20 protein-coding genes are annotated in these 16,779 nt (G+C 68.8%); 10 read left to right on the forward strand and 10 right to left on the reverse strand.

Annotated elements, in window-relative coordinates:
- Positions 1-25 precede the first annotated feature (25 nt).
- The 6 genes from lptC (at position 26) to ptsN (ending at position 5,329) form a co-directional block, all read left to right on the forward strand.
- Positions 26-619, forward strand: a complete 594-nt coding sequence (gene lptC / locus G578_RS0105605) for an LPS export ABC transporter periplasmic protein LptC (protein WP_028793395.1) — start codon at positions 26-28, stop codon at positions 617-619.
- A 24-nt stretch (positions 620-643) separates the two neighbouring features.
- Positions 644-1,453 (forward strand): LptA/OstA family protein, encoded by an 810-nt coding sequence (locus G578_RS0105610; protein ID WP_028793396.1) that lies wholly within the window; start codon positions 644-646, stop codon positions 1,451-1,453.
- Positions 1,454-1,556: 103 nt separating this feature from the next.
- Entirely contained in the window at positions 1,557-2,354 is a 798-nt protein-coding gene (gene lptB, locus G578_RS0105615) for an LPS export ABC transporter ATP-binding protein (protein ID WP_051244079.1), read from the forward strand.
- A gap of 12 nt (positions 2,355-2,366) precedes the next feature.
- Complete coding sequence (gene rpoN, locus G578_RS0105620; RefSeq protein WP_028793398.1) at positions 2,367-3,977, forward strand: RNA polymerase factor sigma-54; 1,611 nt, start codon at positions 2,367-2,369, stop codon at positions 3,975-3,977.
- A 198-nt stretch (positions 3,978-4,175) separates the two neighbouring features.
- Positions 4,176-4,763 carry a ribosome hibernation-promoting factor, HPF/YfiA family gene (gene hpf / locus G578_RS0105625; protein WP_028793399.1) on the forward strand — a complete coding sequence of 196 codons (588 nt, stop codon included), beginning with the start codon at positions 4,176-4,178 and terminating at the stop codon, positions 4,761-4,763.
- A 101-nt stretch (positions 4,764-4,864) separates the two neighbouring features.
- Positions 4,865-5,329, forward strand: coding sequence for a PTS IIA-like nitrogen regulatory protein PtsN (gene ptsN / locus G578_RS0105630; RefSeq protein WP_028793400.1), 465 nt, complete (start codon positions 4,865-4,867; stop codon positions 5,327-5,329).
- 73 nt (positions 5,330-5,402) lie between these two features.
- Here ptsN and G578_RS0105635 read toward each other — a convergent pair whose 3' ends face one another.
- The 3 genes from G578_RS0105635 to G578_RS24935 all read right to left on the reverse strand — a co-directional run bounded on the left by G578_RS0105635 (position 5,403) and on the right by G578_RS24935 (position 6,956).
- A complete protein-coding gene (locus tag G578_RS0105635) occupies positions 5,403-5,636 on the reverse strand; it encodes a DUF1150 family protein (RefSeq protein WP_028793401.1) in 234 nt (77 codons plus the stop codon).
- A 2-nt stretch (positions 5,637-5,638) separates the two neighbouring features.
- Complete coding sequence (locus G578_RS0105640; protein ID WP_038013691.1) at positions 5,639-6,103, reverse strand: Hsp20 family protein; 465 nt, start codon at positions 6,101-6,103, stop codon at positions 5,639-5,641.
- Positions 6,104-6,284: 181 nt separating this feature from the next.
- Positions 6,285-6,956 (reverse strand): trypsin-like serine peptidase, encoded by a 672-nt coding sequence (locus G578_RS24935; RefSeq protein ID WP_051244082.1) that lies wholly within the window; start codon positions 6,954-6,956, stop codon positions 6,285-6,287.
- 145 nt (positions 6,957-7,101) lie between these two features.
- Between G578_RS24935 and G578_RS0105650 the strand changes: the two genes are divergently transcribed.
- Positions 7,102-7,992, forward strand: coding sequence for a sulfotransferase family protein (locus G578_RS0105650; protein ID WP_028793403.1), 891 nt, complete (start codon positions 7,102-7,104; stop codon positions 7,990-7,992).
- A gap of 18 nt (positions 7,993-8,010) precedes the next feature.
- Here G578_RS0105650 and G578_RS0105655 read toward each other — a convergent pair whose 3' ends face one another.
- From G578_RS0105655 to G578_RS28210, 7 genes are read right to left on the reverse strand one after another with little or no spacing between them, the layout of a single operon-like run.
- The gene (locus G578_RS0105655) at positions 8,011-8,793 is read right to left on the reverse strand and encodes an acylneuraminate cytidylyltransferase family protein (protein WP_051244085.1); all 783 of its coding nucleotides are present in this window, start codon (positions 8,791-8,793) and stop codon (positions 8,011-8,013) included.
- Entirely contained in the window at positions 8,790-9,497 is a 708-nt protein-coding gene (locus G578_RS24940) for an NTP transferase domain-containing protein (RefSeq protein WP_169400826.1), read from the reverse strand. Before G578_RS24940 ends, G578_RS0105655 begins: the two co-directional genes overlap by 4 nt.
- Positions 9,494-10,180, reverse strand: a complete 687-nt coding sequence (locus G578_RS24945; RefSeq protein ID WP_051244088.1) for a glycosyltransferase family 2 protein — start codon at positions 10,178-10,180, stop codon at positions 9,494-9,496. The genes G578_RS24940 and G578_RS24945 overlap by 4 nt, the downstream gene beginning before the upstream one ends.
- Complete coding sequence (locus G578_RS0105665) at positions 10,177-10,671, reverse strand: SAF domain-containing protein (RefSeq protein ID WP_028793405.1); 495 nt, start codon at positions 10,669-10,671, stop codon at positions 10,177-10,179. Before G578_RS0105665 ends, G578_RS24945 begins: the two co-directional genes overlap by 4 nt.
- Positions 10,672-10,685: 14 nt before the next feature.
- Entirely contained in the window at positions 10,686-11,558 is an 873-nt protein-coding gene (locus G578_RS24950; RefSeq protein ID WP_051244091.1) for a shikimate dehydrogenase family protein, read from the reverse strand.
- 9 nt (positions 11,559-11,567) lie between these two features.
- Positions 11,568-12,491: a 3-deoxy-7-phosphoheptulonate synthase gene (locus tag G578_RS0105675; RefSeq protein WP_028793406.1), complete on the reverse strand. Its 924-nt coding sequence runs from the start codon at positions 12,489-12,491 to the stop codon at positions 11,568-11,570.
- A gap of 23 nt (positions 12,492-12,514) precedes the next feature.
- Positions 12,515-13,480 carry an NAD-dependent epimerase/dehydratase family protein gene (locus G578_RS28210; protein ID WP_051244093.1) on the reverse strand — a complete coding sequence of 322 codons (966 nt, stop codon included), beginning with the start codon at positions 13,478-13,480 and terminating at the stop codon, positions 12,515-12,517.
- A gap of 70 nt (positions 13,481-13,550) precedes the next feature.
- Here G578_RS28210 and G578_RS0105685 point away from each other — a divergent pair, with 70 nt between their 5' ends.
- From G578_RS0105685 to G578_RS0105695, 3 genes are read left to right on the forward strand one after another with little or no spacing between them, the layout of a single operon-like run.
- Positions 13,551-14,726 (forward strand): class I SAM-dependent methyltransferase, encoded by a 1,176-nt coding sequence (locus G578_RS0105685; protein ID WP_028793407.1) that lies wholly within the window; start codon positions 13,551-13,553, stop codon positions 14,724-14,726.
- Positions 14,723-15,724, forward strand: coding sequence for an FkbM family methyltransferase (locus tag G578_RS29855; RefSeq protein ID WP_028793408.1), 1,002 nt, complete (start codon positions 14,723-14,725; stop codon positions 15,722-15,724). The genes G578_RS0105685 and G578_RS29855 overlap by 4 nt, the downstream gene beginning before the upstream one ends.
- Positions 15,721-16,770, forward strand: coding sequence for a hypothetical protein (locus G578_RS0105695; protein ID WP_028793409.1), 1,050 nt, complete (start codon positions 15,721-15,723; stop codon positions 16,768-16,770). Before G578_RS29855 ends, G578_RS0105695 begins: the two co-directional genes overlap by 4 nt.
- The last annotated feature ends 9 nt before the right edge of the window (positions 16,771-16,779 follow it).

Consider the following 16,779-nt stretch of genomic DNA (forward strand, 5'->3'; position numbering starts at 1 on the left):
TTCGGCGAGGGGGCGCCACCGTCCGGTGGTCCGCGCCAGCCGCCTGGTCGCGGCGATGAAGATGCTGCTGCCGGCCCTGGCCATAACGCTGGTGGCCCTGGTTCTGATCTGGCCGCAAATCAGCCGCAACACCGCCGACATTCCGGTCGATCAGGCGCCGGTGACCCTGGAGGACGTGGATACCCTGCGCATGGCGAATCCGCGGTTCGTCGGCCTGGACGAGAACGACCAGCCGTTCGAGATCGTCGCCCGCGCCGCCACCCAAATCGGCGATACCGGCCAGGCGGTGGAACTCGACCATCCCCAGGCGGATATGGTGAACAAGGACGGCACCTGGGTCTCCCTGAACGCCGAGGAGGGGGTGTGGTTCAAGGACGCTTCCGTAGTCAACCTGACCGGCGGCGTCGCGCTGTTCCACGACGCGGGCCATCAGCTCGTGACCGAGGAGGCGATGATCGACATGGGGCCCGGCAATGTGTTCAGCGAGGTGCCGACACAGGGCCAGAGCCCGGGCGGCACGATCCGGGGCGAGGGCATGCAGAGCCTGGACCGCGGCGCGCGAATCATCTTCACCGGTAAGGCGCGGGCGGTCCTGTACAGCACCGGCGCCAGCGAGTGACGACAGTTGAATGATGGTACCCCGATGATGGCTCGCCTGGCCGCGATACTCGTGACGATTCTGGTTCTCGGCCTCGGCGGCGGCGCGAGCCCCGCCCGTGCCCAGCTTCTGCAGCAGGAGGGCGACGACCCGGTGACCATCGAGGCCGATGACGGCATCGAATGGGTCCGCGACGACAAGCTCTATATCGCGCGCGGCAACGCCAAGGCGGTGCGCGGCACCCTGACGGTCAGCGCCGATACCCTGACGGCGGCCTATCGGGCGAAGGATACCGGCGGCAGCGAGGTCTACCGGCTGGAGGCGCTGGGCAATGTGGTGATCGTCTCCGCCGAGGACCGGGCCGTGGGCGATCGTGCGGTCTACGACATCGACCAGCAGGTCATCGTCCTGACCGGCGAGGGTCTGAGCTTCAAGAGCGGCATCGACACCATCACCGCCCGCGACAGCCTGGAATACTGGGAGACCCGGCAACTGGCCGTGGCCCGGGGCGACGCCACGGCCCGGCGCGAGGGCCAGCGGATCGACGCCGACGTCCTGACCGCCCATTTCGGCGAGGGGCCGAACGGCGAGAACCGGATCGAGCAGGTGGACGCCCTGGGCAATGTCGTCATCACCACGCCCGAAGAGGTCGTGCACGGCGACGAAGGCGTCTACGATGTGCTCCGCGAAGTCGCCACCCTGGAAGGCGACGTGCGGGTGACCCGCGGCGAGAACCAGCTGAACGGCGAACGCGCGGTCGTGAACCTGAAGACCGGGGTCAGCCGTATGCTGCCCGGGTCGAAAGCCGGCGGGCGGGTGAAGGGCCTGTTCACGCCGGAGCGGGAGAACAACTGACGCGGTGCGGAAAACCGCCGCTCGTGCCGCCACCGTGCTAGACTTCGCGGTGGGGACGTAACTGAAGGTCGGCCAACCGTGCCGACAGGGGACGAGAGAACGGATGGCACCGATCGACGGGGTTCGACCGACACGCACTGACGAGGCCTCGCCGCGTCTCGTGCACGAGAACACCACGCGCCGGGGGCTGGCCGCCCGCAACGTCGGCAAGCGGTTCAAGAAGCGGCCGGTTCTGCGGGATGTCTCGGTGAATGTGCGGCCGGGCGAAGCGGTCGGGCTGTTGGGTCCGAACGGCGCCGGCAAGACCACCTGCTTCTACATCATCACCGGCCTGATCGCGACCGACGCCGGCACCGTGACCCTGGACGGCCAGGACATCACCGACCTGCCGATGTACCGCCGCGCACGCCTCGGCATCGGCTACCTGCCGCAGGAAGCCTCCATTTTCCGCGGTCTCAGCGTCGAGCAGAACATCGCCGCCGTGCTCGAGGTGGTGGAGTCCAATCCGAGCCGCCGTGAGGCGATGCTGGAGGATCTGCTGGCCGAGTTCTCCATCAGCCATCTGCGCCGCACGCCGGCGCTGGCCCTGTCGGGCGGCGAGCGCCGACGGGTGGAGATCGCGCGGGCGCTGGCCTCCAGTCCGCAGTTCATCCTGCTGGACGAGCCGCTGGCCGGCATCGACCCGATCGCCGTCGGCGAGATCCGCGACCTGATCTCGCATCTGACCGATCGCGGCCTGGGCGTGCTGATCACCGACCACAACGTCCGCGAGACGTTGGAGATCGTCGATCGCGCCTATATTCTCCATGATGGCATGGTCCTGATGGAAGGATCGCCGGACGACATCGTCGGAAACCGCGATGTCCGGCGCTTCTACCTCGGGGAACGTTTCAGTCTCTGACGCTGTCCGACCATGGCCCTGTCGCAACGCCTTGATCTCCGCCAGGGACAATCTCTTGTCCTGACGCCCCAGCTCCAGCAGGCGATCAAGCTGCTGCAGCTGAACAACATGGAATTGGCGGAATATGTCGAGGGCGAGCTGGCGCAGAACCCGCTGCTGGACCGCGACGACGGCGACGGCCCGGCCGCGCTGGAAGCGGTGGCGGGCGACAACCTGCTGCGCCATGACGGCGAGGCCCCGGCGGCTCCGCAGCAGGACGGCGACGGGTTCGGCGACGCCATCGACGACGGCGGCCGCGACACGCTCGACCGCACCACCACCGATGCCATCCCCGCCACGGGCGACGATCCCAACGACATCGACTACGACAACAACTGGGGCAGCGCCGGGATCGAGGAGACCGAGGGCGTGGCGGCGATCGGCTCCGGCGACCTGTCGAGCTGGAGTTCCGCCGGCGGTGGCGGCGGCGGGATCGTCGGCGACGACGATTTCGGCCTGGAGCAGATGGTGGCGGAGTCCAAGACCCTGCGCGACCACCTGCTCGACCAGATGTCGATGGAGTTCGACGCGCCGCGCGACCGGCTGATCGCCGCTCATCTGATCGACATGGTGGATGCCGCCGGCTACCTCTCCGGCGATATCGATACCCTGGCGCAGCAGCTCGGCACCGACGCGGACGAGGTGGAGCGGGTACTCAAGCGGGTGCAGGGGCTCGATCCGGCCGGCGTGCTGGCGCGCGACCTGAAGGAATGCCTGGCGCTGCAGCTCGCCGACAAGAATCGCCTCGATCCCTGCATGCAGGCGCTGCTCGACAATCTCGACATGCTGGCCCGCCGGGAGGTCGCCGCCCTGAAGAAGGTCTGCGGCGTCGACGACGAGGACCTCACCGACATGATCGGCGAGATCCGGGCGCTGAACCCGAAGCCGGGCGAGGCGTTCGACCGGCCGCTGGACCAGCCGGTGGTGCCCGACGTGCTGATCCGCCGTGGGGCGGACGGCAAATGGGTGGTCGAGCTGAACAGCGACACCCTGCCCCGGGTCCTGGTGAACAACGCCTATTACGCCGAGGTGTCCAAGGTCGCGGCCAAGGATCGCAAGGCCAAGGAGTACCTGTCGGAGTGCCTGCAGTCGGCCAACTGGCTGACCCGCTCGCTGCACCAGCGGGCGACGACGATCCTCAAGGTGTCCACCGAGATCGTGCGGCAGCAGGACGGGTTCTTCGAGCACGGCATCCAGTATCTGCGTCCGCTGGTCCTGCGCGATATCGCCGATGCCATCGGGATGCATGAGAGCACGGTCAGCCGGGTGACCAGCAACAAGTTCGCGGCAACGCCTCGGGGCATCTTCGAGCTGAAGTATTTCTTCACCTCATCCATCGCCTCGGCGGCCGGCGGCGAGGCCCATTCGGCCGAAGCGGTACGGCACCGGATCAAGGGTCTGATCGACGGGGAGCCGGCCACCGCCATCCTGTCCGACGATCGGATCGTCGAACTTTTACGGGCAGACGGCGTGGATATCGCCCGCAGAACGGTTGCTAAGTATCGGGAGGCAATGCGCATTCCTTCAAGCGTGCAACGCCGCCGGGCGAAGGCGGGACAGGCGGTCATGGCGGGCCGCAGATAGCCGGGCAAAACGCGGCATGACTCGATTGTTGACCTTGAAACGCGCTACACTTAGGTTCCGGCGCTTCGCTCAGATGGGACCGGATTGGGTGGCGCCGGCGCGGCGGGAAAAACGCGCTGCGGAGCAGCTTTAGCTCGTGCGAAACCCAGTGTCCGTACCCACCTGATGCGAAGGGCGGACGCAAGATTGGATATGACCATGCAGATTTCTGTCCAGGGCAAGCAACTCGACGTCGGTGACGCGCTGCGCGAGCGGATCGAGACCGAGATCACGGAGATCGCGACCAAGTACTTTTCCGATCCGATCGAGTCCACGGTGACCATGACGAAGGCGGCCAGCCAGTTCGTGGCCGATATCGTCGTCCATGTGGGCAAGGGGATAACGGTCCAGAGCGAAGGCAAGGCCTCCGACGCGCATGCGGCGTTCGATGCGGCGGCAGAGCGCATGGGCAAGCGGCTGCGGCGCTACAAGCGTCGATTGCGTGACCACCACCGTGGGCACGCGCAGGATGCAATTTCCGCGCAACAGTATATCCTGGCGGCGGAATCCGAGTCCGAGGGGGACGAGGTCCAGGAGCCTGACGGCTGGAATCCGGTCGTGGTGGCGGAGATGGAAACGGCGGTGGACACCCTGACGGTGGGTGAGGCGGTGATGCGTCTCGATCTGTCCGGGGCACCGGCGCTCATGTTCCGCAATCGCGGGCACGGGGGTATCAACATGATCTACCGCCGCTCCGATGGGAATGTCGGGTGGGTGGATCCTGCCGGGGCAACCGGCGCGGACTAGACGCGTTCCTACAGACGGACGCGTCCGAAGCAGGTCAATTCGAGCACGATTCCGACTTCGTCCACCTGACACGCTGGACGGCCAAAAGAGCGAGCACGAGCATGGATATCACGGACCTGATCTCGACGGACGGCATCCTTCCGAACCTGCGGGTCACCAGCAAGAAACAGCTCCTCCAGGAGCTGGCCCGCAAGGCGGCCACGCTGACCGGGGTCGAGGCCCGGGAGATCTTCGACGTGCTGTTGGAGCGCGAGCGGCTCGGTACGACGGGGGTCGGCCACGGTATCGCCATCCCCCACGGCAAGCTGCCCAAGCTGGACAGGCTCTATGCCGTGTTCGCCCGGCTCGACAAGCCGGTGGATTTCGACTCGATCGACGACGAGCCGGTGGATCTCGTCGTCCTGCTTCTGGCACCGGAAGCGGCGGGCGCCGACCATCTCAAGGCGCTCGCCCGCGTCTCCCGCCTGCTGCGCGACCGCACCGTGTGCACCAAGCTGCGGGGCTGCGAGAGCACCGACGCGATCTACGCCCTGTTCAGCGCCTCCGCCGCCAGCCACGCCGCCTGACGCTCGATACGGCCGAGACCGTCACGCGGCATCAGGCGGTGGGGATCGGTGGATAAGGATCACTGGGTAGGGATCAGTGCAGGCTGACCGCCTGCAGGTCGCTCTGACGGATCGCCAACTCGGCCATCTCCCGGGTCGGAAACAGGCGCACGGCCATGCCGTCGGCGGCATGGACCACATAATGTTCCGCACCCTCCTCCTGCACCGGCTTGATGAAGGCGACCTGATTCAGGCCGAGCGCTCCCAGGGCCTGGGGCGTCATCGCCGCCAGATGCTGGCGGTCGGGCTGATGATTGCTGTCTGACATGCCTATTCTCCTGCCTCCGCCGGCTCCGCTTCGACATCGATGGTGTCGGCTTTGCGGCGGGCTCCCTTGATCGGAATGGTCTTCACCGTGGTTTCGGGCAGCGGGCGCTGCAGGTCGATATGCAGCAGACCGTTGTCGAGTTCGGCCGAGTCGACCAGGATCCCCTCGGCGAGAACGAAGGTGCGCTGGAATTGCCGGGCGGCGATGCCGCGGTGCAGGTACACCTTGCCGTCCTCCTCGGCCTGACGGCCGCGGACGACGAGCTGGTTGTTCTCCAGATGGATCTCGAGGTCGTCCATCGTGAACCCGGCGACCGCGAGCGTGATGCGCAGGCCGGACTCCGAGGTCTGTTCGATGTTGTACGGTGGGTAGCCGTCCGACTGGGCCTTCTGGACCCGGTCCAGCGCCCGCTCGAAATGGTCGAACCCGAGCAGGAGCGGAGAGTTGAACATGGATATGCGTGCCATCGGCAATCCCCTCAAGCGAGCGAGACATCCGGTCCGGGCGACAGGCCCGGCTGGAACCCTTGGACCCGCTGTCGCGCGATCCAGGGGCACCGATCCTTGCGGCATCGGTTGTTGATAAAGATGGTCGTGCGATCCTGCGATATCAAGAGGCGCAAACTCTCGATGCCGTGCCGAGCGGGGGTTATCGGATGGCGGCGATCCGGGCGGCACTGACCGGCTCCGCGTCGCCGGTTCCGTCGATCCGGCCGACATGGATGGCGGCGATGCTGAGTCCCTCGGGCCGGTCGATCAGCAGGGGCGATCCGGAATCCCCGGATACGGCCTCGCAGTTGTGCCGCCACTGGCCGCCGGAGCGGGTCCCGAGGAAGGAGCAGGCCGGATCGACGGTCAGCACATGGCCCCGGTCGCCGCTGTATCCGGCCTGGGCCAGGGCGGCGCCGGAGGCCGGCAGCGGGCCGTCATAGATCGGGATCGCCGGCAGGTCGATCGGCGCCGACAGCCGCACCAGGGCCGAGTCCGGGCCCAGGGGGATGTAGCCCGAGGCGGTGCGATGCGCCTTGAACGCGCCGCGGGCGTAACCGGCAAGGAAATGCACCTTGCTGGGATCGGCCCATTCGCCCTGGCCGATCGGGTCCAGGCAGTGATGGGCGGTCAGCACCAGATCCGGCGAGACCAGGGTGGCGGTGCAGTGCCGACGGATCCGGTATCCGGCCACGTTCAGCCGGCCGATCGACGCCCAGGGATGGGCGTCGGGCGCCACCGTCACCCGCCCATCCCGGGCGATGGCCGGCCCGGGTCCCGCGGGCGCGACCGCCAGTACGGCCGCGAGCAGCAGCAGGATTCTTACGGTCATCACCAACCTACATCCGGCTCAGTGTTCCGCCCCGATACTGACTGTGGTCCGATGCCGGGGCGCTGGCAAGGGAGCGGGGCAGTAGGCGCGCTCCGGGCCCTGTGCTAGGGACAGGATCTGGTTCGGGCGACAGGGGTCCTTAGGAATGGCTGACGGGGTCGAGGCAATCATTCAGCGCCTCTACGGGCTTCCGACCTTCTTCGTGGCCGGGCTGCCGCGCTCCGGGACGACCTGGCTGCAGCAGATGCTGAACGCCCATCCCGAACTGCTCTGCCTCGGTGAGTCGCATTTCGTGAACGACATGGTGCCGGGCCTGTACAACGTGCTCTGGAAATTCACCAAGTCGCGCTCGAATCCCGAGCGGACCTGGGCGCCGGGCGTGGTCGGGCCTCAGACAGAGCACATGCTGCCGGTCCTGCGGATGGCGTTCGCTTCCCTGGCGGCGGCCAATCTCGGCGATACGGATCTGAGCCGGCTGCGGGCGATCGGCGAGAAGAACCCGGACAACCTGTATCACGCCGAGCGGGTCTGGCGGGTGTTCCCCGAGGCGCGGATCATCCACATTATCCGCGATCCCCGGGACGGCGCGGTCTCAGGTTTCGCCAGGTTTCGCGCGCGTCTGCCCGAGGATCTGACCCGGCCGCAATACGTGGAGGCCTATGCCAAGGACTGGGCGTCGCGCCTTCAGACGGTGCGTGGGGTGGCGCAGGGCCGGCCCTATCGGGAGATCCGCTACGAGGACCTGCACGCGGACACGCTGGGACGGGCGGCGGATCTCTTCCGCTTCATCGGGGTGTCCGATGCGCCGGCCGATGTCGCTGCGGCGACCGACGCCGCCAGCTTCGAGCGCCTGTCCGGCGGCCGCCGCCAGGGCGAGGTGGACGCGGCCTCCCACTACCGCCGCGGCGAGGTCGAAGGCTGGCGCGACGAGCTGACGGAAGAGGAGGTCCATCTTGCCGAACTGAAGGCCGGCAGGATGATGGCGTCGCTGGGCTACGCGGTCTCCGAGGAGGGGCTGGCGCGGGCCGAGGCCTGAGGCCGGCGGGGGCGCCTCTCACTCCCTCCCGTGGGCCTCGAACCACTCCAGCGCCTTCTCCGCCAGGTAGAAGTCGAACGGATCGTGGATGTCGATGCCGGCGGCGGTGCTGTCGATCGGGATGATCTCCGCGTGGTCGCCGGTGCGCCGGCCGGCGCGGATCAGCGCCGCGCGCAGGGCCGAGGCGAGGCCGGTGTCCTCGCGGTACAGCGGCGTGCGGGTCTGGCGCGGACCGTAGACCCCCATCCACTCGTAGACCCGCTGCCAGGACCCGTCCGGCGACTGGGTCCAGAAGTTCTTGTGGGTCTTGTTGGCGACGAAGCAGGAATCCAGCGCCCGGTTGCGCTTAAGGGTCTCCACCGCCCGGGCGATCCATTCCGGCTCGCGGAAGATGTCGGTCGGCTGCAGGAACACCACGATGCCGAACGGCCCGTCCAGCGCCTCGGCCCGGGTCAGGGCGTCGGTCAGCACAGGCTCGGTCGGCGTCAGGTCCTCGGCCAGGGAAGGGTCGCGCAGAAACGGCGTCCAGGCTCCGGCCGCTTCGGCCGCGGCCCGGATCGCATCGTCGTCCGTGGTCACCAGGACCCGGTCGCAGGCCCCGCTCTCGATCGCATGCCGGACCGAGTGGGCGATCAGCGGCCTGCCGGCGAGCGGTTTGATGTTCTTGCTCGGCAGACCCTTGGAGCCGCCGCGGGCCGGGATCAGGGCGATGACCCGGTCGTTGTCGCCGGTCGCGTCGGGCAGGGTGCCCGCACCGGCCCCCTGGTTCGTCCCCTGGTTCGTCCCCTGGGCGGTGGTCATTCCGAAATCTCCTCCATCCGGATCAGGGTGTCGGCCAGGGCCTCGGCGGCGGCGAAGCTCACGTCGTCGCGCACGTCGACCAGGGCCCAGGTATGCTCCAGGACCTCGAAGCCCACCGCGTCGCCGAGGCGCCGGTCCCGACGGATCAACCCGGCGCGGGTGGCCAACGCCAGCCCGACCATTTCCTGGAAATACTCCGCGTCCTGGCCGTCCCGGCCGTCGGTCAGGGCCAGGATCTCCCCGTCGGGGGTGCGGCGCCACAGGTTGGCGGTGAAGCGGCGCACGCAGACCACGCTGTCCAGGTGGTCGCGGGCGACGAGGTTGTCGGCCGTGCGCCGGATCAGGCCGCGCGGCCGGAACGGATGGGTCGGCTCCAGGATGACGACGATCTCCGCCCCATGGGCCTGGGCGACATCCGCCACCGCGGCCGTATAGCCGGTCACGGTCCGGACATGGGCGGTCACCGGCGCGCCATAGGCCTCGACCGAGCGGCGGATCGCCGCGTCGTCGGTGGTGACCACGATGGCGGAGTCCGGCAGGTCGGCCACCGCGCTGTCCAGGGTGCGCCACAGGCTGGAGCGGCCATGGATCGGCGTCAGCAGGCGCGGCGTGCTCTTGGCGGCCGACAGCACCGGGATGACGACCAGCGGGCCGCCTTTGGGGACGGCGCTCATGGGGCCGGTGCTCATGGGGCCAGCGCTCATGGGAACGGCTTCCCGGTGCGGATCACCTCGATGACCTCGGCGACCCGCTTCGCCCGGCCCTCGTCGCGTCCCTGGTGGATGCCGTGATGGTGATAGGCGCGCATGCCCGGCTCGTAGACGATGTCGTGGCCGGCGGCGATCATCCGCTTGCCCCATTCCCTGTCCTCGACGCCTCGGATCTTCTCGTCAAACGGTTCGTCGGTCCAGATCGAGCGGCGGATCGCCGAGTTGGCGTTGTGGAAGAAGTAGTCGACCCGCTGGATCACCCGCTCGTCGCGGAAGGTGGTCCACAGGTCGCGCCGGTCGATGGCGCTGGTCTCGGGCAGCGGCTCCTGGCGGCCGTAGATTCCGCAGGTATCCGGGTTCCCCTCCGGTCCGAGATGGGCATAGGCGTAGTCGGCCCAGAGCTCGTCCACCGGCACGCAGTGGGAGGAGAGCAGACAGACGGTTTCGTGTTTCGCCGCCTCAATGCCGATGTTCAGCGCGCGGCCGTAAGAGAATTCCTCGCTTGTGATGGTCCGCAGGGTGCAGCCATGGGCCTCCGCGCATTCCACCGTGCCGTCGGTCGACTGGTTGTCCACCAGGATGACGTCGAGATCCGGCAGCCGCTGGCGTCGCAGCGCGGTCAGGCAGCGGCCGATCCAATGGCGTTCGTTCTTGGCCCGCAGCACGACACTGATCACAGCACTTCTCCCGTGCGTTCGGCGCCGCCGACATCTTCGGACAGATGGCCGAAATCCACCGCGGCACCTTCGGCCATGTCGTAGAGGGCGGTGCGGCCGATCATCTGGTCGAGCATCGCCGCACCCACGCCGTCGCCGCCCACCGTCTCGGCGACATCGGCCGTGGTCAGCCGCTCGCCGGCCCTGATCGCGCGGGTGGTGACCAGGGTCCTGCGGCCGGCGCGCAGCAGGTCCAGCCGTGCCACCGCCGACGGCCTGAACAGCAGGTCGCCGGGTAGGGCGAGGCGCCGCAGCCGCTCGAAACCGGCGAGGTCGGTGGTCAGGAAAGCGACCCGCAGCCCGTCGGCCAGGACCGGCAGCGGTCCCGGATGGTCGGCCGGAATGACGGCGTGGTAGCGGGCGGCGACGGTCTCCATCGGTTCGGCGCTGATCTCGTCGACCGTCTCCAGCGTCAGGTCCGGCGCGTCGGCATTGAGAAGGATCCGCGTCATCTTGGCCGTTCCGCTCACACCGCCCGCATGGCCTCGCGGATCCGCTCGGCGGAGAGGGCCCCGGGCACGGCCTTGTCGAAGGCGATGACCGCCTGGTCGAGGTTCATTCCCAGGCCGTCCAGGGTGGCGAGGCCCAGGGCCTGCGCCGCCGCCAGCAGCGGCGTCGGGCGCGGCTGGTAGATCACGTCGTAGACGGCGGCATCCTCCGGCAGGGTGGACAGCAGGTTCTCCGCCACGGGCGCGCCTTCGGGTCCGTCGGGATGGCCGATCGTGGTGGCGTTGACCAGCAGGTCGGTCGCCTCCAGCACCTCCGGCGACAGCGGATAATCGACGGCGATGGCGCCCAGTTTCTGCGACGCCGCGTCGGCGGTCGCCCGGGTCCGGTTGGCCAGGGTGAGGGAGGCGGTGCGTCCGGCGAGATAGGCGGCGACCGCAAGCCCGGCCCCGCCGAGGCCGATCAGCGTCGCCCGCCTGGTCCTCAGCGCATCCGCGCCACCGACCAGGGCCTCGATCTGCGACAGGGCGCCGGCGCCGTCGGTATTGGCGCCCACCAGGGCGTCGCCGTCGCGGTAGATCGCGTTGACCGCGCCGATCCGCGCCGCCTCGGCTTCCAGCCGGTCGAGGAAGGCGCCGACCGCCTGCTTGTGCGGCACGGCGACGGCCCCGCCGACATAGCGCGGGTCGGCCTTCAGCGCGGCGACGACGGCGCCCAGCGCTTCCGGCCGGGTGTCCATCGGATGCATCACCGCGTCGATCCCCGCCGCCTTGAACGCCGCGTTCCACAGCAGGGGCGAGCGCGCGCCCTTCGACGGCGTGGCGCCGAGGATCGCGGCATACTGGGCGGTGGTGATCTCGATCGGGTTGTCGATCGGGGCGGCGAAACGCATGGCGGGATCCTAGGCGTCGACCGTGCGGCCGATGGCCTGCGCCACCGGGCGGCAGGCCTTCATGATGTCGTCGAATTGTTCCAGACTGGAGCATTGCAGCGGGTCGACGGCGGCGTTCTTCGGGTCGGGATGGACCTCCAGCATCAGGGCGTCGGCGCCGGCGGCGATGGAGGCGAGCATCATCGACTTCACCCAGGGCTGCCAGAAGGTGGCGTGGGACGGGTCGCTCATGATCGGCAGGTGGGTGACCTCCTGCGCCGCCGGAATGACCTGAAGGTCGAGCAGGAAGCGCGAGGTGTCCCGGTGGGTGTGGTTGGCGACAACGCCGCGCTCGCACAGCACGATCTTGGCGTCCTGGCCCAGCCGGTCGTGCTCCAGCGCGATATACTCCGCCGCCATCAGCCAGTCGCGCAGGCTGGAACCGTAGCCGCGCTTCAGCATCACCGGCATGCCGGTCTTCCCGACCTCGGTCAGCAGCGGATAGTTCTGCATGTTGCGGGTGCCGATCTGCAGCATGTCGCAATTGGCGGCGACCACCTCGATCTTGGAGATCTCCATGACCTCGGTGACGATCGGCAGGCCGGTCTCCTGCTTGGCGATCTGCAGCCAGCGCAGCCCGTCCTCGCGCGGCTCGAAGAATTTGGGCGAGCGGTAGGGAAAGGTCAGCGGCTTGAACGCGCCGCCACGCAGCATGTGTGCGCCCGCCTGCTTCACGCCGATCGCGGTCTTCACGATCAGCTCCTCGTTCTCCACCGTGTTCGGTCCGGCCAGCACCGGCACCAGCGCGCCGCCGAACTCCACACCGCCGACGGTGAACCGGGTGCGGTGATCCGGGCTCTTCTTGGCGACCAGCGGGATCTTGTTCTCGATGTCGTCCCGGCTGAGATCCTTGCCGGGGAACTTGTTGTCGACGCCCTGATTGGAGCCGGTCATGGCCGCTTCCTCACTGATTAACGCTATTCTTTGTCGGCAAGCATGGAGGTTTTGCCTGCTCCGGGACATGCCTTATTGGCGCGGGCCTGGCTATCGGACAGGGATTGGCCGAAGCCGAACAGCACGCTTTCCGACGATCGGGCGGCCAGGCCGAGGGCGAAGGCCGGACCCGAATCGATCAGAGGGGAGCCGTAGGGCGCCTCCTCGAAGTTCAAGGAGGCCGCGCAGCCGAGGCCGGCGGCGATCGCCTCCACCGCCGCGCGCACCGTGGTCGGCGGATCGCTTGCCGGCGACGCCACGGCGAGGCCCTCCACCGTGCCGGCCAGATGCGCCGCGAAGTGCGCCAGATCCTCGACGGCGACCACCGCGTTATAGGGGCTGTCGGGATTGAACACGGTGACCGGCTCGCCGCGCTGCAGCTTGCCCGCGGTGCCGGCGGGGAAGTTGTCATGGGCACCCGGGCCGACCACCGCGGGCAGGCGCAGCACGGCCGCGCCGGCAAGACGGCCCGCGGCGACGGCCTCGGTCACGGCCGCCTCGGCGTCCCGCTTCGCCTCGCCATAGGGAATGATCGGCGCCAGCGGCGTGTCCGTGCCGATCCGGTCTCCCGTCGGTCGCCCGTATACCGACTGGGAGGACATGAAGATCAGCCGGCCGCCGCGCCGCCCGGCGAGGTCGAGCGCCCCGCCGACGAGTCTGGCGTTGATCTGCTTGAGAGCCACCGGGTCGGCCACCCGCGACGGCAGGGCGGCGGCACAGTCGATCACCGCGTCGATCTCCAGCCCCGGAACGGGAGCGCCGGTGTCGCGGGTGGGGTCCCAGCCATGGGAGGTGACGCCGGCCGCGGCGGGAACCGGGTGGCGGGCGATGCTGTGCACGCGGACGCCAGAGGCCGCCAGCAGACGCACGATCACGCCGCCGAGAAAGCCCGCGGCGCCGGTGACGGCGACGCCCCCTTCGAACTGTGCCGCTTCAATCTTCTTGGTCATCGCGTCCTTGTTCGATCACACTGATAATCTTACAGCATTGACGCGTGGGTCCCGTTGGAGAGGCGCCAGGATGGCGGATATTTGCCCGATTTGCGAGGCGGAAGGCGCGCCGCGGGTCTATTCCTGCGAGGCGCAGCTGTTCTGGGTCGTGGCCGACCCGGCGATGGCGGACCGGTTCGCCGATATCGACCTGCGCCAGTGCCGGGACTGCGGCCACGTGTTCCACAGCGACCTGCCGGCGGCGACCATCGCCGAGATCTACCGCCGCCAGGCCCTGACCAACCGGCCGGTTTCGGCCGCCATGTCCAGGCGCTACGACACGCTCGTCGATCTGCTCGGCCGCGAGCGGCTGGTCGGCCGGCGCATCCTCGAGGTGGGCGGCGGTACCGGGTCCCTGGCCCTGTTGCTGGCCGGCCTCGGCAGCGACGTGACGGTGGTGGAGCCGAACGAGGCCCTGCCCGAACTCCTGGCCGAGGTCCCGACCGACGCCGGGGGAGAGATCCGGCTGATCAACGTCTTCTTCGGGCCGGACACCCTGGACGAGACCTTCGACGGGGTGATCTGCCGCCAGGTGGTCGAGCATATCGCCGATATCCGGCCCTTCGTGCGCGCGCTCGGTGCGGCGGTGAAGCCGGGCGGCTTCGTCTATGTGGAAGTGCCGACCCTGGAATACATCGCGGAGGCCGGAGCCTATATGGATATCCATGTCCAGCATCTGCACTACCTGGATGCCGCCGCCCGGGAACGGCTGCTGGCGGATGCCGGGCTGACGGTGGTCGCCACCCACCGGATCATGGACGGCCACGATATCGGTGTGCTGGCCGTCCCGGACGCCGCCGGCCCGAGACCGAGCGCCGGCGCGTCCCATACCCGCATCGACCGGGTGCCGGCGCGGCGGGACACCCATCGCGCCCGGCTGGAGGCGCTGCCCTTCGATCCCGAACGCACCGGGGTCTATGCCGCGACCTCTCAGGGGGTGACGTTCTATGCCCTGTTCCCGCCGGAGCGCGCCCCGCGCGCCTTCATCGACGACAATCCGGACAATATCGGCCGCTACGCCTACGGACGGGGCGGGCCGGTCAAGATCCAGCCGCGCAGCCGGGCCCTGCTGGCGGGGCTCGACGACATCTTCATCGGCGCCTACCACCACGAGGCCGCGATCGTGGAGAAACTGACCGACGACGGCTACCGGGGCCGGCTGTGGTCGGTCGATCCCCGGCGCCCGACGATCGAGCGTCTGTCGTGAGCCCGGCGCGCGGCGTGCAGCAGGCCGACCCCTGGACCACCGTCGTCGCCGATGCCGGCGGCCGGTACGGCATCCATCCGTCCTGGCGCGGGTTCGAGGCGCCGCTGGCCTATACCCTGTACGAGCCCGAGCCGGAGGAGGCCGCCCGGCTGGCCGCCAAATACGCCGCCCGGGACGAGATCGCGGTGCGGCCCTACGCCCTGGGGGCGGTGCCCGACACCACGACGACCCTCTGGATCACCGTCCATCGCGGCTATGTCGGCGCGCAGAAGCCGAACCCCGACAGCGTCTGGTTCGGCCAGGTCCGCCCCGACGAGGGCTCGGTCGAAGGCGCGGTGGAGGTGCCGAGCACCACGCTGGACAGCGAGTATGCCGATCAGGACCGACGGGCCGATTTCCTGAAGGTGGATGTCGAGGGCGCGGAGCTGGCGGTCTTGCAGGGCGCGGCACGGACCCTGGACCGGGTGCTGGCCCTGCGCGTGGAGATCCAGTTCGACGAGTCCTTCGAGCGGCAGACCGCGTCGGAGATCCTGCAGCACCTGATCGACGGTCACCGCTTCCGGCTGATGCGGTTCGACTATGCCGGCCGCGGCCAGCCGGTGAGCTATCTGGTGGGCGAGGACAGCTACGGCATCCTGACCGGGTGCGACGGCGTCTTCGCGCGCCGGCCCGACACCGTGGCCGCCTGGGGCGGAGAGGCGGCGGTCGTCGGTCTGACGAAGCTCGCCGTCTTCGCCCTGCGCAACGGGATGGCGGACTACGCCGTGAGCTGCCTGGAGCATCTGGCCGAGGCCGGTCCCTGGCCGGCGCAGGAACCGGGCGGGGAGCCGGCGCTGCGGCGCTACCTGCGCAAGCTGTTCACCCTGTCCGCGCTGCGGGCGCGGTCGGTGTCCGGCGACCTGTACGAGCGGGCGCGGGCGGATTACCTGCGTTTCTTCGCCGTACCGATGCTGGAACGCAACGACGTGTTCGAGAGCGACTGGATGAACCCGGGATGAGCGCACCGCCGGCCGATACCGCCGCCCAGCCGGGCAAGGGCGGGGCAGCCGACTTCACGCCGGCGCTGTTCGCGATCTACGACCTCGCGGTCAGCCCGGTGACCTTCGACGTCATGAACTTCTTCGTCTTTGCCAACATGTGGTCGATGCGGGCCGGGGCGGCCGGATACAACGTGATCTTCGTTGCCGGCCCGGGCGGGCGGTTCCGGGACCTGACGCCCAAGGACAAGAGCCTGGACCCGGCCGAGAAGACCTGGCGCCTGCGCCACATCATGGCCTCCCATGCCCATATCGCCAAACGGTGCCTCGGGGTGTCCACCTACGATCGGCGCGAGGATTTCGGGCAGATGCTGCGGGCGATCCATCCCACCCAGCTCTTTCCCCCCGGCTATACCCAGAGCGACCCGCGCATCCCGTTCATGCTGGTGGATCTGTTTGCCCAGAACCCCACGCCGGGGGAGCTCGATGTCTTCGCACCCGACGCGGCCGCGTTGCGCAAAACCCAGGCCTGGCTCGACCGGCATGCGCCGCGGGGGCGCCCGGTCTCCCTGACCCTGCGGAGCTCGACCATCGAGCCTCAACGCAATTCGAACATGCCGGCCTGGCTGGAAGCCGCCGCCCGGATCCGCGATCGAGGCTTCGACCCGATCATCCTGCCGGATACCGACCTGGTGACGACGGGTCTGGATATCGGCGCCTTCGGCGACATTCCGTGCTACCCGATGGGGGCAATCGATCTGGAGCTCCGCACCGCGCTCTACCGCCGCTGTCTGGTCAATCTGGCGGATAACGGGGGGCCGGCCTTCATCAACTACTTCATGGCCGCGAGCAGCGCCGTCTGTTTCCTGCCGGTGGAGAAGCTGCCCGAGGCGGTGACCCTGCAGGGGGGCGGTCTGGACCGGATGGCGGAGCTGCTGGGCGTGGCTCCCTACGAGAGTTTCCCCGGGGCCACGCCGGCCCGCCGGTTCGTCTGGAAGCCCGACACGCTGGACAACATCATGGACGCCTTCGACGCCGCCGCCGCATATATCGCCGCACAACAATAAGGACTTAGA

It is taken from the genome of Thalassobaculum salexigens DSM 19539 (genome assembly GCF_000423805.1).
Taxonomy (GTDB): domain Bacteria; phylum Pseudomonadota; class Alphaproteobacteria; order Thalassobaculales; family Thalassobaculaceae; genus Thalassobaculum; species Thalassobaculum litoreum.